At 38.9% G+C, this 16,346-nt stretch carries 15 protein-coding genes and 2 pseudogenes; 8 read left to right on the forward strand and 9 right to left on the reverse strand.

Annotated elements, in window-relative coordinates:
* The coding region (locus BUB87_RS12785; RefSeq protein ID WP_456059098.1) for a hypothetical protein at window positions 1-210 on the reverse strand (210 nt) is incomplete at its 3' end.
* Window positions 211-495: 285 nt separating this feature from the next.
* On the opposite strand from BUB87_RS12785, the pseudogene BUB87_RS15140 reads away from it, so the two are divergent.
* The 7 genes and pseudogenes from BUB87_RS15140 to BUB87_RS12815 form a co-directional block, all read left to right on the forward strand.
* Window positions 496-691: pseudogene (locus tag BUB87_RS15140) on the forward strand (helix-turn-helix domain-containing protein); the annotation flags it as partial.
* Between the two features lie 9 nt (window positions 692-700).
* Window positions 701-829, forward strand: a pseudogene (locus BUB87_RS15210) (IS30 family transposase); the annotation flags it as partial.
* Window positions 830-997: 168 nt separating this feature from the next.
* A complete protein-coding gene (locus BUB87_RS12795; protein ID WP_073346242.1) occupies window positions 998-2,176 on the forward strand; it encodes a hypothetical protein in 1,179 nt (392 codons plus the stop codon).
* Between the two features lie 29 nt (window positions 2,177-2,205).
* Entirely contained in the window at window positions 2,206-2,796 is a 591-nt protein-coding gene (locus BUB87_RS12800) for an RNA polymerase sigma factor (protein ID WP_084111329.1), read from the forward strand.
* Entirely contained in the window at window positions 2,768-3,607 is an 840-nt protein-coding gene (locus tag BUB87_RS12805; protein ID WP_073346245.1) for a hypothetical protein, read from the forward strand. The genes BUB87_RS12800 and BUB87_RS12805 overlap by 29 nt, the downstream gene beginning before the upstream one ends.
* Window positions 3,591-4,475, forward strand: a complete 885-nt coding sequence (locus tag BUB87_RS12810; protein ID WP_073346247.1) for an ABC transporter ATP-binding protein — start codon at window positions 3,591-3,593, stop codon at window positions 4,473-4,475. Before BUB87_RS12805 ends, BUB87_RS12810 begins: the two co-directional genes overlap by 17 nt.
* An 85-nt stretch (window positions 4,476-4,560) precedes the next feature.
* A complete protein-coding gene (locus tag BUB87_RS12815) occupies window positions 4,561-7,668 on the forward strand; it encodes a beta-galactosidase, LacZ type (RefSeq protein WP_234946049.1) in 3,108 nt (1,035 codons plus the stop codon).
* Between the two features lie 89 nt (window positions 7,669-7,757).
* Here the strand turns inward: BUB87_RS12815 and BUB87_RS12820 are convergent, their stop codons facing one another.
* Window positions 7,758-8,672, reverse strand: coding sequence for a DUF4351 domain-containing protein (locus tag BUB87_RS12820; RefSeq protein ID WP_073346250.1), 915 nt, complete (start codon window positions 8,670-8,672; stop codon window positions 7,758-7,760).
* Window positions 8,673-8,875: 203 nt separating this feature from the next.
* The gene (locus BUB87_RS12825) at window positions 8,876-9,823 is read right to left on the reverse strand and encodes a YckD family protein (RefSeq protein WP_073346252.1); all 948 of its coding nucleotides are present in this window, start codon (window positions 9,821-9,823) and stop codon (window positions 8,876-8,878) included.
* 305 nt (window positions 9,824-10,128) lie between these two features.
* On the opposite strand from BUB87_RS12825, the gene BUB87_RS12830 reads away from it, so the two are divergent.
* The gene (locus BUB87_RS12830) at window positions 10,129-10,866 is read left to right on the forward strand and encodes an SGNH/GDSL hydrolase family protein (RefSeq protein ID WP_200792840.1); all 738 of its coding nucleotides are present in this window, start codon (window positions 10,129-10,131) and stop codon (window positions 10,864-10,866) included.
* Window positions 10,867-11,111: 245 nt separating this feature from the next.
* On the opposite strand, the gene BUB87_RS12835 is transcribed toward BUB87_RS12830, so the two are convergent.
* The 6 genes from BUB87_RS12835 to BUB87_RS12860 form a co-directional block, all read right to left on the reverse strand.
* The gene (locus tag BUB87_RS12835; RefSeq protein ID WP_073346255.1) at window positions 11,112-11,984 is read right to left on the reverse strand and encodes a cation diffusion facilitator family transporter; all 873 of its coding nucleotides are present in this window, start codon (window positions 11,982-11,984) and stop codon (window positions 11,112-11,114) included.
* A 219-nt stretch (window positions 11,985-12,203) separates the two neighbouring features.
* Window positions 12,204-12,356, reverse strand: coding sequence for a XapX domain-containing protein (locus BUB87_RS12840; protein ID WP_073346257.1), 153 nt, complete (start codon window positions 12,354-12,356; stop codon window positions 12,204-12,206).
* A 144-nt stretch (window positions 12,357-12,500) separates the two neighbouring features.
* Window positions 12,501-13,142 carry a helix-turn-helix domain-containing protein gene (locus BUB87_RS12845; protein ID WP_073346259.1) on the reverse strand — a complete coding sequence of 214 codons (642 nt, stop codon included), beginning with the start codon at window positions 13,140-13,142 and terminating at the stop codon, window positions 12,501-12,503.
* 188 nt (window positions 13,143-13,330) lie between these two features.
* Complete coding sequence (locus BUB87_RS12850; protein ID WP_073346262.1) at window positions 13,331-14,254, reverse strand: SufB/SufD family protein; 924 nt, start codon at window positions 14,252-14,254, stop codon at window positions 13,331-13,333.
* A complete protein-coding gene (locus tag BUB87_RS12855; RefSeq protein ID WP_073346263.1) occupies window positions 14,235-14,987 on the reverse strand; it encodes an ATP-binding cassette domain-containing protein in 753 nt (250 codons plus the stop codon). Before BUB87_RS12855 ends, BUB87_RS12850 begins: the two co-directional genes overlap by 20 nt.
* A 63-nt stretch (window positions 14,988-15,050) precedes the next feature.
* Window positions 15,051-15,956, reverse strand: a complete 906-nt coding sequence (locus BUB87_RS12860) for a cation diffusion facilitator family transporter (protein ID WP_073346266.1) — start codon at window positions 15,954-15,956, stop codon at window positions 15,051-15,053.
* Window positions 15,957-16,346: the final 390 nt, after the last annotated feature.

Consider the following 16,346-nt stretch of genomic DNA (forward strand, 5'->3'; position numbering starts at 1 on the left):
ATTTTTTAGCCTTGATTTTTGGTCATACCAGTCAGGGTATTTTTGTCCGCTACCTTTGTCCCAGTTTCTTATTTCATAATTTGCTACATTCCATAATTTTGATGAGGCATACGTCAAGGAATTTAGTATTATGCTCTGTTTTTTATCAGGATTTAATTCAAATTGTATAACCCTTTGTTTAAAATCAGGGTTGATTTTCTTTAGTTTCACTTTTTCACCCCCTCGTCTTTCGCTTTTTAAGCTTATTTTTTTACACATATAGTATACACCAATGCAATTTACAATTAAATAGCCGGCTTTCATCTCTCTAATAAATTAGAGAGGATTCCCGCCGGTTTTTCCTAAAAACAGCCTATCCTGCAAATTCGCTGCGTTACTGAATTCGCCTTTTAGTAAGTTATAGAGTCTTGCGTATATTTCAAATATCTCTTTGATTAATTGTAAAATTAAATGCGACACCAAAAAATAGTTGAACCATAGCGTGAAACCCGATAAGGGTTCTCACCATCTCAAATCGCTAAAAAACTTGGCCGTCATCACAGCACCATTTACCGCGAATAAAACGTGGCACCACAACTCAACGCCGGCACATACGTATGAAGCATACTTCCCTGAAACTAGCCAGGCGGTATATGAGAAGAATCGATCTTTCTGTGGCCGAAAAAGTAAGATCCTCCAAGTCAGCCAGTATGGTCTTATGTTTTCTCGGGTGTTTAAGAACATCACTGCGGATAACGGTAGTGAGTTTGCCAATCTAAATGTCCACGGGATTGATATTTACTATGCTCACCCCTACTCTGCATGGGAACGAGCTACTAATGAGCAACACATCTGGTTTCCAAAAAATGTGTCGCATTTAATATTGCAATTTAAGATCTGTAATTTAAAAGATTATCCTAATAATAAATCGAACTATAAATACCTTTAATCCTTTTTGAATCTTTTTTCGTCTATATAAATAGAAGTAAAAAACATTACCTGAGGGAGGAAAGATAAATTGATATTACCAGAACTTTTAAAACATGAGCTTTATAAAATTTTCAGCAGAAAAATTATTTATGTCACAATAACCATATTTGTGCTACTGTTTTTGTTAATTTCACTACAACAGAAATCAGAGCTATATGGCAATTATAAGAGCTTTTACTCAGAATACAAAAAATATAAAGGCCCACTCACATCAGACAAAGTTAAGCTGGCACAAAATTGGTTCGAAAACGATCAAAAAAACTATATAGTTACAGAAAAAGACGGACGTACACATCTTACTCAGGAAGGAATGCGAAAAAATGAAATATTTATTGATGTTGTCAATACACAGAGAAGAATAATAAACCATACTGACCAGCTAAATGAATTAAAACATCAGTTAACAACCATGGAACATAAAGGATACAAATATGAAGAAACCAGGTTGAAATATTCTATGCTAAAAAGATTACCAGCACCCGGGGTATATATTTGGGGATTTTTTGGTACTTCGGATTTAATCGATTTTATATACTCTTTTGGTTTTGTATTTATGGGAGCCATGGTATTATTGGGTATATCCCCTATCTTTAGCGATGAATACTCAAACAATATGGATTCCCTGATTTTAACCACCAAAAATGGAAAAGGACTCGTTATAACAGCCAAAATTATTGCTTCTATTACATACGTAACGGTTATTGGGTTGTTTTTTTCTCTTTTGAACCTTTTAACCCTCGGGATTAACAAAGGGTTATTGACATATGCCATAGATGAATTAAACAACCCCCTGAACAGCATTTATAAATATGCCACAACACCATATAATTTCACTATTATACAATACTATATCCTGCAAACCGTAATATTTATAACTGGAGGAATAGCCTTTGGTCTTTTGGTAATGTTTATATCCTCAATATCTAGTTCCGGCCTTATATCATTTTTCGCTGGTGGCATCATTTTTTCCTATCCGGTTTTTTTGAACGTGTTTATTGGTAATATTAAGGGATTTTTAGCTATAATCAAGGATTTCAGTTATACAGAACTGATACGAGTTGAGAATCTTTTTAAGGCTTTTGAAACTTACAATATATTGGGTCATCCTATCCTTATAGCAAATTTGATGTTAATATTATTTACAGTGCTATCGTTAGTCATTATTGTGTTGATATACAGGACGTTTAGAAACCATCAGGTATATTAAATCTAAAATATGTGAAAGGCGGTGAAGATGTGCCCACAGACGATGAATTAATTGAAGAGATTTTAAATGGAAGTCAAGCAGCTATGGAAGTATTGGTAAGAAGACATTATAAAGAAATATTTTCATACGTGTATAGAAAAATAGGTGATTACCATATATCCTATGACCTTACCCAGGAAATATTTATAAAGATGATGAAGAACATAAGGAGTTATAGGCTAAATAACCAGTTTAGCCATTGGCTTTTGAAAATTGCGGTAAATCATTGCAGGGATTATTACAGAAGCTCTGATTTCAAGAGCACAAATGCTATGAAACTCAATGAAAGTTTCACAGATGCTAATAACAAGGTTTGGGACATATTTAAGGCAAAGCATCAATATGACGACGTCAAGGATGCAATATTATCACTACCTGAAGAACAAAGAGAAGTGATAATACTCCGCTTCTATCATGATATGAAGATAAAAGAAATTGCAAATATAACCAGGTGTAAAGAGCCAACCGTAAAATCCAGGCTAAGGCAAGCACTTCTTAAGTTAAAAAAGTTGCTTAAAAAAACCGAAACTGAGACTATGGGAGGTGAAATTCATGAAAAAAGACAGAATAAATCAGTATGATGAAATACAACACAATAATGATGATGATTTAAATGATGAAATTACATGCATAGAAGAAATACTAAAAAATTATGTTGTACCTGTTCCCAATGAAGATGCCATTGGCTTAACCATAGAACAATTGAGGCAGTATGTACCTCAAAAGAAAAAGCTTTATATGACACAATGGGAAAAGTTTATGAATCTCATTCACTTATCAGCGTTGGATATAAATTTTATGAGTAAAAGCTACTGGATTATAAGCAGCATCATATTCGTTTTAGGATATATAATTGTCACAAGCGCAAAGCACAATCCATATATTTCAATTATGGCACTGTCACCATTTCCATTCGTACTGGGAATAGTTGAAGTTTTTAAGGGTAGGGAACAAAATGTGGTGGAAATAGAGTTGTCCTGTAAAATAACACCACAACAGATAATGCTTTCAAAGCTCATAGTCATTGGATTCTATAACATAATATTAAACACCGTTCTCACATTGATATTTGACTCACTTTATCCAGAAGTTATTTTGTGGAAAATCACACTTATGTGGCTTACCCCATTGACGGTCATTGGCGGTATAACATTATGGCTCGCCAACAGAATAAGGGGCGGTTATACCGTAACAGTTATACTTGGATTATGGATGTCTGTCATACTGGCGATATACACCCAACCTGAGGTTGCCACTAAAGTTATGAATATCAACATCGCGTTTTACATCGCCGCATTGATAATAGGTATTGTTTTAACATCAGTTCAGATAAAAAACATTTTGAATAGGTACTATTTCGAAAGGAGCGAAATATATGAATCTAACTATTGAGAGAGTATCAAAAAGGTATAAAGATAAATGGGCTTTAAAAGATTTTTCAACCGAATTAAGTAATGGTGTTTACGGACTTCTTGGCCCTAACGGTTCAGGCAAAACCACTTTGATGAAGATCATAGTAGACATATTAAAACCCACCAATGGAAGGATACTTTTGGACGGGAGGGACATTCATGTGTTAGGTGATAGGTACAGGGACTTACTGGGTTATCTACCTCAGGAATTTGGGCTATACAAAAACTTTACTGCAAGGAGATTTCTCATGTATATAGCGGCATTAAAGGGTATAGAAAAACATGATGCTGAAGTAAAGGTTGAAGAGGTATTAGAACTGGTAAACCTCAAAAGCGAAAGTCGGAGAAAAATAGGCACATTCTCCGGCGGCATGAAGCAGCGCTTAGGGATAGCTCAAGCAATGCTCAATGACCCTCAAATACTTATACTGGATGAGCCTACGGCAGGATTAGACCCAAAAGAGCGTATAAGATTCAGAAATCTCATATCGGAGATATCAGGTGATAGAATTATCCTTATCTCCACCCATATTGTATCAGATATTGAGTACATCGCCAGTGACACACTTCTCATAAAGGAAGGCCGCCTTATAAAAAAGGGAAGTCCACAAAGCATACTAAATGACATAAAGGGAAAAGTATGGGTGTCAAAGATTCAGGAAGATGTCCTTGAGGCCTTAAAAGAAAAATACAAGCTGGGAAGTATTCGTAGAACTGATGATGGGATGATTGAAGCGAGGATAATTTCTGATAGAAAGCCCTTACCTGATTCAGTACAGGTAGAACCAAGATTTGAGGACGTGTACCTTTACTATTTTGACAGCGAAGTTTTGGATATAAAGAAATAACAATACTTGAATATTGCATAGCTATCTGGTAGAATTTAACCGAAGCACTAATTTTACAGATAATTTTACAGATGGAGGTCTTATTATGTATGATATGCGAAAGCCTTTGCCTGTATGGGAGGATTTAAGTACCCTCTCAATTAACAGGGAACCTGAACACGCCACATTAATCCCTTATGCTGACATTGAGTCAGCGCTGGAATCTGAAAGAGGGTTATCTCCATACTTCAGGCTGCTCAGCGGAAACTGGAAATTCCATTATGCTCCATCACCCGCCGAGACGCCAGAGGGCTTTGAACAGGAATCATATAACGTCAGTGAATGGGACACCATACCCGTTCCCAGCAACTGGCAGATGTTAGGATACGGCAAACCCAACTACACCAACGTAGCCTATCCCTTTCCCGTAGATCCCCCATTTGTGCCTGACGAAAACCCTGTAGGCTCATACAGGAGGAACTTCATGATACCCGAAAACTGGAAAGACAGACAGGTATTTCTGGTATTTGAAGGAGTAGACTCCGCTTTCATGGTATGGGTAAACGGCAAAATGGTGGGATACAGCAAGGGAAGCCATCTCCCTTCAGAGTTTAACATAACGCCTTTCATCCGCATCGGCGAAAACACCATAGCTGTCCAGGTATACCAGTGGTCTGACGGCAGTTACCTGGAGGACCAGGACAAATGGAGGCTCAGTGGTATATTCCGCGATGTATACCTTTTCGCTACACCTGATGTGCACATAAGGGACGTCCATATCAAGACCAAGCTGGATGAGCAGTACATAAACGCCGTACTGGATGTAAAGATAAACGTTAAAAACTATGCTAAAGAAAAATCCGATGGCTATCAGATAGTAGCGACTCTAGTGGACGATAGCAAAAATACCGTTTTTGAAAGAGCATATGATGAGGTTTTGTCTTTAAACGGCGATGAGGAAAAAGAGCTCAGGATGTCCTTTGATGTATCCAATCCTAAAAAGTGGACTGCAGAGACACCCAATCTATACACCCTTCTGGTGACGCTAAAAGACTCTACAGGCGCCATACAGGAAGTGGAGAGCTTCAACGTGGGATTCCGCCAAGTTGAGATAAAAGACGGCAAGCTCCTGGTAAACGGCACCCCTATAAAAATCAAAGGGGTAAACAGGCATGACACCCATCCGGACCTGGGTTACGCTGTGACCATAGAGTCCATGATCCAGGACATCACCCTCATGAAACAGCATAATATAAACGCTGTGAGGACATCCCATTACCCCAACGATCCCCGCTGGCTGGATTTGTGCGACAGATATGGGCTATATGTCATCGATGAAACAGATCTGGAAGCCCATGGATTTGCATTTACAGGCAATGTAAGCCAGTTGGCCTGCGACCCAGCATGGAAAGAAGCCTTTATAGACCGCGCTCGCCGGATGGTGCACAGGGACAAAAACCATCCATCGGTCATCATCTGGTCGCTGGGAAATGAATCAGGATACGGTCCCAACCACGACGCCATGGCAGAATGGATAAGGACGGTAGACACCACAAGGCCCATCCACTATGAAGGCGCTTTTGACTCACCAGTCATGGATATAGTAAGCGTCATGTATCCAAGGGTGGACTACCTTATAGAGCAGGGAGAAAAGATCAATGACCCTCGTCCCTTTTTCATGTGCGAATACGCTCACGCCATGGGCAACGGACCAGGTAACTTAAAGGAGTACTGGGATGCTATATACAAATACCCCAGGCTGCTGGGCGGATGCGTATGGGAATGGGTTGACCACGGGATTCGCCAGAAAACAGAATCAGGTGAAGAATGGTTTGCCTATGGCGGCGACTTTGGAGATAAGCCCAACGACGGGAATTTCTGTATCGACGGACTTATGTTCCCTGACAGAAGACCTTATCCCGGTGTCATAGAACTGAAAAAAGCCATAGAGCCTGTGCAGGTCTATCCCGTAGACCTATTAAAAGGCCAGGTGAAGATAGTAAACCGCTACAACTTTTTATCCCTTGAACACCTGGAAGCGAGCTGGGCTGTTATGTGCGACGGAGACGCCGTTCAACAGGGCACACTGCCAGTACTACATACACCCGCAGGGCAGGAAGAGCTGTTGACTATCCCTTACAGCTGCCCGACTCCAAAGCCAGGCGCCGAATACTGGCTAAATATAACCTTTGCATTAAGGGAGGCCACTATATGGGCGCCAAAGGGTCACATCGTAGCGTGGAGTCAATTCAAACTGCCACTGGAAGTACCAAAGATTCCGGTTATTAAAATATCGTCTATGCCCCCGCTTAAATGGAATGAAACCGACAGAGAACTGGCGATATCAGGAGAAGATTTCCGGCTGGTATTTGACAAATTCAGAGGGACGATAGCATCCCTTGAATACCAGGGCGTACCCATGGTAAGCAAAGGGCCTAAGATAAACATATGGAGGGCACCCACAGACAACGATGTCCATCAGGCAAGAGAGTGGATAAAAGCAGGTCTTGATAGATTGGTACCGCGAATAGAAGATATCGAGGTGCAAAGCCACAAGTCCCAGGCCATAAAGGTGCGCGTCCAATCCGTGCTCGGCCCATACAGCATAGCACCGGCATTTCGCTCTGTGGTGACGTACACCATCTACGGCACCGGCGATATAATAATAACTACAGACCTTTCGCCTTTAAAAGAATTGCCACATCTGCCGCGCATAGGTCTGCAGATGAGAATGCCAGGTCAGTTTGACCGATTTGCCTGGTACGGCCGTGGACCCCATGAGAACTATATAGACCGCAAAGAAAGCGCCCTTGTAGGGGTTTACGAAGGAACGGTAGAAGAGCAATACGTACCGTATATAAGGCCGCAGGAATACGGAAACAAGTCTGACGTCAGATGGGCATCGGTAACAGATATACGTGGATACGGATTGCTGGTAGTGGGCATGCCCACATTGAACGTCAGCGTACAGCAGTATTCCACAGAGGATCTGACCAGCGCCAATCACACCTATGAGCTTAAGCGCTTGGATGAGACTGTGCTAAACATGGATTATGAGCATGGAGGCCTGGGCAGCAATAGCTGCGGACCAGGACCATTGCCTCAGTATCAGTTACAGCCTGTGGATACCAGCTTTAGCGTGCGCATAAGGCCTTTCGCAAGGTCTATATGGACCCCTGCCAGGCTGAGCAAGTTGATGCCTGAGATACTGTAAAGCTAAAGCCAGCATCTCCTTCCTCAAAGAAAGCGTACCTGAACGGTTTTTATAACGCTCAGGTACGCTTTCTCGTTTTTCACTAGTCATTAAGCGAAATACTTATCCAAATCTTCAGGCTTCTCCATATCAAATATATCATCGGTTATCCTATCTAGCGTCTTGATATCCGATCCCAGCACTTTTTCTTCATATTTTTTCGGAAGCCCTTTAAACTTTTTATTGAGAAGCTTAAGTACTATTTCTGCCTTCCCTTTTTCCATGCCTTCTTTTATACCCTCTTTTATACCCTTTTCCATGCCTTCTTTGATTCCTTTCTCAATTATCATCTTATACGTTGATGATTCTTCAAGTCTCAACATCTTTTCCACCTCCTCGAAAATTTTCTTTATAACTTCCTGACTGTACACTATACCTGAAAGCAGTTCGGCTTTAAACAAAATGTCCTTCTTTTTATTTATGTTTACGGGCGCTTCCTTGATTAAATCGACACATATTCTAAGGTATTTTTCACCCTCTTCTATTCTTTTTTCTCTATCTATAACCGGTAGTAACGGATAAAGATCGAAATAATTCGTTTTTGCAATATCCAAAAATCTGATTTCTCCCGCATCTAATATTTTGTACGTATAGTCGAGCTTGTTATTGCCAACAGTATAGCTTAGCCCATTATCCATCTGGGCTTTGCTATTGCCTATATAAATTACAACCTGATACGGCAGCAGTTTGTGCTTTTCCATTATTTCTGCCGCATACCGCAGCATTCTATATGGCATCGTTGTATCATTTTCAGATTGAAATTCTATATGAATAGCAATTTCTTTCGTCTCTGTCTCATCTGTTTCGCATTTAAATATCATGTCACTGTTTCTGCGCTCCACCCTTGTAAACTCTATATTAAGTTCATCCAGTTTTTTGATTTTAAATCCCGTTAAATACGAGATTATATCGTCTGCCATGTCCGAAAACATATTTTTTACGGTCAAATCATACGTTTCAGGCATTTTATCCCCCTTCTTTCCATACCACACACCATAATTATACCATAAAACTGTGGATTTGCATGCCGCACACATAAAAATAAGAGGTAGATCTATATCTACCTCTTATTTTTATAAGATTGAGGGGAATATTAAATTTTTTATAAGGTTGAGGGAGAAATATCTGAGTTATGAGTTATCCTTTTGAAGCCATTGTTGTGTCTAAATTACAAGGTTTGAGGGGAAACCTGAATTAAACCATTGTTGTTCTGCTGTGTGCTGTTCTGTTGAGTGTCGTTTTGCTGGTTGTATCTTTCATGCCACTCACCGCCAAAGTGGCCTCTTCCCATCCTAAAGCCTTTGTGGAAACCTTGAGGTAACCCGTTTTGCTCTATATTTTTCTGCATATTGTCAATCCTGCTGGTAATGGCGCTTCCCTGATCTTTAGTGATTAAGCCGAAGCTGACAAACTTGTTAACCAGTTGTTTCTGCAATTCTGCCATCTTTTTGAAATAGTTGATTATCTCTGTTTTCTGCTGCTGGGTAAGTTTTGATGTATCAATGTCTTTTAAAACAAATCCAAAGCCATCCATGCCACCTATCATCAGCCCTCTACAATTAGCCAGGCCATTTTTCTCTATATTGTTTATCATATTATCGATTTTGTTTATTGCAGTATCGCCTTGATTTTTGGTTATCAAACCTTCAGAGACCAACTTGTTTACAAGATCCTTCTGCAGATTAGCCATTTCTTTATAAATAGCTATTAACTCAGTTTTTTGTTGCTGGGTGAGCTTCGACGTATCTATTTTGCCCAGGCCAAAATCACCTCGTCCAAAACCTTTCCTGCCCATTCCAAAAATGTAGGGCATGCCATTCTTATTGGCATTGTTAAGCATGTCGTCGATCTGCTTGATAGCAGCATCACCCTGTTCTTTGGTTATAACCCCATCGGCAACCATTTTGTTGATAAAATCCTTCTGAAGGTCGGCCATCTTTTTGTTGTAATCTGTGATATCGGCCTTTTGTTTGTCTGTAAGCTTTGACGGGTCTATTCCAAAGAAGCTCCTCACGCTTTTTGCTGCTGGCGTATTAGATGTGGCTGCAAAGACGGAAAATGGAATTGCCAGAGCTATTATGACCGCCAGCACAATCATAAATTTTCTCTTTCTCATACGAAAACCTCCTTTTTCTTTTATTTATCTTTCAATTATATTTTATCCGTTAATTTTGTACAAAATTTGTCGTATTTCTTAAGATTTTATGAACTTTCGCACACCATATTGGTGACATTTAAGGCAAGTGACTTTGTGAGAAACAGGCGTAGCACATACCCTCAAAGTCATTTTGTCGATGCTTTTGAACTTTTTGGAAAGTAATCTATTTGTAAATATTGCAAATTACTAAATTAAAGATGGTTTACACTGCTAATGGATAGAGGTATAATTAAGCATAAGCAATGTTATTGAGGTGACTTATAGTGGGAATGAAAACGGTTAAAGAAAATTATAATTTTCTTGTGCTGGGCGATTCCATTTCAAGAGGTATAATATACAGCGAAGAAAAAGGAAAATATGTCCCGATAAAAGAAAGTTATGTCGGTTTAATTCAAAATAAACTTAAAGGCACCGTAAATAATGTTGCGAAATTCGGAAATACTCTTTTAAGAGGCATGGAAAGATTACAAAAGGAGCTAATAAAAAATAAACCCGATGTTGTCTTCATCGAATTTGGAGGAAACGACTGCGATTTTAATTGGCAGGAGGTCGCTGAAAATCCAGATGCCGAACATGAGCCAAAAACAAATTTTGATGTTTTTAAAACACAGCTCAAAGTTTTGATAAGAAATCTAGAAAGCATGAATATAATCCCCGCTTTAATGACATTGCCTCCGCTTGATCCTGATAGATATTTTAAATGGATAAGCCATGGCAACGAGGAAATGGGCAAAAATATTTTAAAATGGCTTGGAAGCGTAAGCAAAATTTATTGGTGGCAAGAAAAATATAATTCGGCCATCCTAAATGTTGCCGAAGAGACCAAAACAAAATTGATAGATGTAAGGAGCGCCTTCCTGGACTATCCCGATTTCAGAAAGCTTATCTGCATTGATGGCATTCATCCTAATGAAAGTGGACATAAAGTGATAGCAAATAAAATATACGAATACATAAAGGTAAATTATCCGTATTTGCTCAAGGAAAATATAATCGAGTAGGAGGTAATAATTATTTTATTCGTCTCTTTTTTTCTGCTGCCTTGCAACAACTTTTATATATTGCATGAGTTATGTTTCCAAACATCTATGTATTTTGCTGTTATTATCATTTATATCTATATTACATTACTCCTTTTTTCTCTATTTTTCCTTATATCGATACATAAGGATGGGTTAGCCTTAATCAAGTATATTAAATAACTTGATTAAAAGATAAAAAGTTGAGGATAAACCATATCCTTAACTTATTTAAAATATCCAATTGGCTCTATATGAACCATACAATGCTTTATATTATCTATCTTTGATTCCAACTCATCATGAACTAATTCAGCAATATCATGGCCTTCCTTTACACTAATTTTATCATCAATATAAATTTCTAAGTCCACATATATTCTGTGACCGAAGATTCTTGTCTTTAAACTCTTTATTCCTCTAACCCCTTCTACACTATTAACGATATTCTTAATATTATCTATAGTTTCTTCATCAACAGCTTCATCAACCAATTCTTTTGTAGCCTTTAAATAAAAATCTACACCTACTTTTATAATAAAGAAACTTACAATCAAAGCAGCAAGTGGATCAAAAAATTTATAGCCCATTCTTGCAGCAAAAATACCAATAAATGTTCCTATAGATGAAAAAGCATCTGAGCGATGATGCCATGCGTCAGCCTCCATAGATAAACTTTTTATCTTTCTTGCAACTATAATTGTATACCAATACATCGCTTCCTTTACTATTATTGAAACCAATGCCGCTACTAAGGCAATTTTTCCTGGTGTTATTATCTCTCCAGATATTAATTTTTTAAACCCTTCAAATCCAATTAAAAAACCTGTAATTATAAGAACAACACTTATTATCTTAGCAAAAACAGGTTCAAATTTTTCATGCCCATAGGGGTGCTTATCATCTTCCTCCCTCGATGATATCTTTAATCCTAAAATTACTACAAATGTTGCTAAAATATCCGATAGTGTATGAACTCCATCTGCAATCATAGCACTACTTCTTCCTACAAATCCCGCAACAAGCTTAAAAATGCATAACGCTATGTTAATAAAAATTGTAATCCATGAGGTTTTTGTGCCAATTTTTACTCTATCCATTTTTTCACATCCTTCTCAAATGAAAATTCATTATATTAGTATTATATGCATTATTCTCTGATATTTCAACCCTTTTTTATAAGTAATTATTTTCAATTGATAATAAAACCCGCTGTCAATTTAGTTTCATATTCAAAATTTTATTCTTGATTCTTATGATGATATATAAAAATAGTGTCCTTACTCATAATAAAACCATGAATAAAGACGCTATTTAAATTAGAACAACTTTGCTAACATACTTCCAAGTAATACACCTAACACTCCTAAGACACCTGACAAAGTTGCTGGTGCAGGTAATGGGAGCCTAAGTTTTTTAAATGTAGCACCTAGTATAGCTCCTGCTAACATTGTTAATAAAATTGTCATCATGCTTTAAAACCTCCTATCTTATCAACAATGTCAACACCTAACCATGCACCAAATATATTCATAAAAGTCGATACGTTTGGCGGTGTACATTGGACTTCGTTTTGTCGTGTAAACTCGTCCAGCTTACAGGTGCTATCACCCCCCCTACAGCGCTTTTTCTAACTCTTCCCGCCTTAAAAAGGGTGCCAGATTGCTGATTAATTCGCAATTTATATATGTCTCTCCTAAATGTTCCAGCAATCTATCCAGCGTATCATGGCTTACAAAGGGCGCTAAACCTAAAATATGTTCAGGATCAATTTTCTCTAGGTAAATATCTTTTATAAGCCTGTCCAGTGTATCGCGCCTGACAAAAGGAGCCAATCCTACTATATCTTCAAGGCTAAATACATTACTGTTGAGATTATCTACTATTTTTTCCAGCATGCTGCTTTTTACTATAGGTGCTACATTAACTAACGCATCAGCTTTGAGTTCATCATTTTTTATCATTTCGGCTATTCTCTCTAGGTCACCATCCGCTAATTCTCTTACAACCAGGCCTTCTTCCTTTTCTTCAAGGTCTCCATGGTTATACCTCTCCCCTTTTAGAATTTCATCCACGGTAACATCAAATAACTGAGCGAGTTTAGGTAAAGTTCCGATGTCCGGCATAGAATCTCCTACTTCCCACTTTGAAACAGCCTGGTGACTAACATTTAGCGCGTCTGCCAGTTCAACCTGTGTCATATCCCTTTCTTTTCTCAGTTTTGATATAAATGCGCCTGCTTTTCTCATGTCTATCATGATCATAACCTCCTCTAGAATATGTTTGTGATTTAAGAATAGCTTAGCACTACATATTTAGCCCATCAAGCAACTGATGGTTGCACTGGCATCGCAATACATTTACATGTTAAGTACATCAAGCAACTGGTGGTTGCAAAGAAAACATGGCATGAAAAAATCCGGACCATTGGTCCGGATTTTTGTGGCTATTGTAAAAATCCCCGCAAAATCACATCTTCCGCTTCTTTTTCTGATAATCCCAAGGTTTCGAGTTTCATCAATTGCTCCTGGGCTATCTTGCCTATGGCAGCCTCATGGGTAAGCTGGGCCTCAGGATGTTCTGCTGATATAGCCGGCGAAGAACTTATCTTACCTCTATCCATTATAATAGAATCGCATTCCACATGGCCTTTTGCAGGCGCTTTGGCCACCACAACGGGACGAAATACCTGTTTTGAATCATCGCGGGCCACCGAGCGGGAAATAATCTTAGCGCTGCACCCTTCGCCTTCCAGCTCTATCAACATATCCGATATGGCTTCTTGACGCCCATGGGTCATAAGGCGTTCAACAATAGTAAGATTTGCACCCTTTGCAAGCTTCGCCTTTGTATCCCTTAAAGTACTGTCCACTCCTTTTATCTGGGTCAATTCCATCTCAACAACGGAATCTTCTTCCATTATGAGGATGGTTTTGGGATTTAAAACCCTTTCTCCTGTGCCTTCACCCCCACCATAATGTTTCTCAATATACCTCATGCGTGCACCTTTTCGTACAATTATCTCATGGATTCCGTCGTGCTGAGACCTTTCAGAACCGGGATTGTGTATACCACAACCTGCTACTACAACGACATCCGCTCCCTCTCCGATTTCTATGGTATTATATACCACATCCACAACGCCAGAAAGGGTGATGAGAACAGGGATATGGACAGCCTCGTTTTTGGTACCAGGAGCTACGATAATATCAATGCCCGGCTTATCCGTTTTAGGTATAACCTGAATATGGTCTGAAGACCTCCTCTCAACCGCCTGACCGTTTTTTCGTATATTAAAAGCACCTCTGGGGATTTTGTGTAAGTCTGCCACAGTCTTCAAAAGTTCACTGTCAATAGCATTTAAGTTCATTTTCATCACCTCCACAATCTTGTTGCCACCTGCACCTGAAATCATCCTGCAAAATATTTAGCATCTTATCTCTGCTACCTTTTTCCTTCACTTCACCATCAGCTATAAGGATTATCTCGTCGGCCAGAGAGAGCACCTTTTCATGGTGAGTTATCACGATAGTGATAACTCCTCCTCTGGAGTGATACTTGTTGATGAGATTGAGCAATTTTTCAAAGCTCCACAGATCAACCCCTGCCTCTGGCTCGTCGTAAATTATCACCTTAGACGGCCTTGAAAGGACAGTGGCCAGTTCTATCCTCTTCATCTCTCCACCTGAAAGGCTGTTGTCGCATTCTCTGTCCAGATAATCCTGGGGGCAAAGCCCCACCGCCCTCAAACGGGAATATACGCTACCAACATTCTCTTCTTTTTCACCGGCAGATATCTTCAGAAGATCTTTCACCTTTAAACCTTTGAATCGGGGAGGATTTTGAAAAGCATAGCTTATGCCAGCTCGTGCTCTCTGCGTTATGTCAAAATCAGTTATGTCAGTGTCATCCAGGTATATTTTCCCTGACGTATTCTTGTATATACCCATTATCACCTTGGCAAGAGATGTTTTGCCTCCTCCATTGGGGCCGGTGATGGCGTAAAATTTTCCGCTTTCTAATTCCAGGTTTATATTTTTAAGTATGGAGACATCTCCTGAACCATTAGAAACATCCAAACTTAAAGCCTCTATCTTTAACATGTGAGATCACTCCTTTAAATAGATTTAAATACATTTCTTCGTAATACCATTTTATCATGCATCTCAATCCTTTTCATTTTTTATAAGGCCTACATCTTCGCAGCACTCGTATTCCATTTGAAGAGTCACATGGTGTATGTGAAAAAGTTCTTTCAAGATTTCCTCTATCTGATTTCTTACGGATTTTGACTGGCTTAATGTCAGGTCCTCTTTCACATTTACATGGCATTCAAAATGTACATCATCGTCATTGGTCTTCCATATATGGACATGATGTATATTCTTTACCTCAGGCAACCCCTCTATTTTCTTCTGGATATCTTCAATATTGATGTCCCTGGGAGCCGCCTGCATCAAAATGCTCACAGCCTCATTTATTATTTCAAAACTCTCTTTTATAATATAAATGCCGATTAGAACCGTAAGCAGTGGATCAATCCAGTAAATCCTGTATGCGGATATCATTATGCCACCTACAACAACTCCCATAGAGGACAGTGTATCAGACAACAAATGCATATACGCCGATTTTACGTTTAAATTCTTGTCAGCGCCCTCCTTTAAAAGCGACACCGATAGTGCATTAGCGACAAGGCCTATAATTGCGATTATTATCATCAATCTGCCGTTTATGGGTTCCGACTTTATCAATTTAAAGTAAGCTTCTTTAAAGAGATAAACCGAGATGATCACCAGTACCGAAGAATTAAACAATGCCGCCAGTATCTCTGCTCTTTTGTATCCAAAGGTCATGCGCTGAGTATTTTCCCTTTTTGATATTTTCAATGCTAAATAACTTATTATAACCGACATACCATCGCTGAAGTTGTGAAGAGCATCAGACATCAATGAAAGGCTACCTGACAGGAGACCTCCTGCAAATTCCGCTATGGTGATGATAAAATTTAAAAGCATCGTAATAATGAGATTTTTCCCGTTTATTTGTTCATGCTCGTGATGATGAGCCATGTTTTAATCCCCCTCGTATAATATGATTTGTAATCAACCAAAAAGGTCGACCTTTAACGAGATTAATAAAGATCTTTGATATTTAAATACTGTTTCTTTAAATTTCACCATGATTAAATCTATCAAGTGCCACTTGATACTTATGCATACATCGCATAGCTACTACCCATGTTTGGGAAGATGGGTTGTCAAGCCCGAACGCAGTGAGTTCATTTTAGGCTTGACTACTCATCGACCAAACATATAATCCTCTCTGCGATGTATGCTCGATTGCTGCATTTTGTATTGTAGTACACGTATTCCCTCTTTCTTCTTCAGGTTGTCTCTGTTAAACTATCTCTAGGATTTGGTTTCAGGGTCGCTCTGAATCCCCCTGAAGACCCTTCTTTT

The sequence above is a fragment of the Caldanaerobius fijiensis DSM 17918 genome (genome assembly GCF_900129075.1).
Classification (GTDB): Bacteria; Bacillota; Thermoanaerobacteria; order Thermoanaerobacterales; family Caldanaerobiaceae; genus Caldanaerobius; species Caldanaerobius fijiensis.

Bases quoted from the DNA above. Each gene is read 5' to 3' on its own strand.
- BUB87_RS12805 (WP_073346245.1), top strand. From the start codon at position 2,768: ATGAAAAAAGACAGAATAAATCAGTATGATGAAATACAACACAATAAT.
- BUB87_RS12810 (WP_073346247.1), top strand. From the start codon at position 3,591: ATGAATCTAACTATTGAGAGAGTATCAAAAAGGTATAAAGATAAATGG.
- BUB87_RS12815 (WP_234946049.1), top strand. From the start codon at position 4,561: ATGTATGATATGCGAAAGCCTTTGCCTGTATGGGAGGATTTAAGTACC.
- BUB87_RS12820 (WP_073346250.1), bottom strand. From the start codon at position 8,672: ATGCCTGAAACGTATGATTTGACCGTAAAAAATATGTTTTCGGACATG.
- BUB87_RS12825 (WP_073346252.1), bottom strand. From the start codon at position 9,823: ATGAGAAAGAGAAAATTTATGATTGTGCTGGCGGTCATAATAGCTCTG.
- BUB87_RS12835 (WP_073346255.1), bottom strand. From the start codon at position 11,984: ATGGATAGAGTAAAAATTGGCACAAAAACCTCATGGATTACAATTTTT.
- BUB87_RS12840 (WP_073346257.1), bottom strand. From the start codon at position 12,356: ATGATGACAATTTTATTAACAATGTTAGCAGGAGCTATACTAGGTGCT.
- BUB87_RS12845 (WP_073346259.1), bottom strand. From the start codon at position 13,142: ATGATAGACATGAGAAAAGCAGGCGCATTTATATCAAAACTGAGAAAA.
- BUB87_RS12850 (WP_073346262.1), bottom strand. From the start codon at position 14,254: ATGAACTTAAATGCTATTGACAGTGAACTTTTGAAGACTGTGGCAGAC.
- BUB87_RS12855 (WP_073346263.1), bottom strand. From the start codon at position 14,987: ATGTTAAAGATAGAGGCTTTAAGTTTGGATGTTTCTAATGGTTCAGGA.
- BUB87_RS12860 (WP_073346266.1), bottom strand. From the start codon at position 15,956: ATGGCTCATCATCACGAGCATGAACAAATAAACGGGAAAAATCTCATT.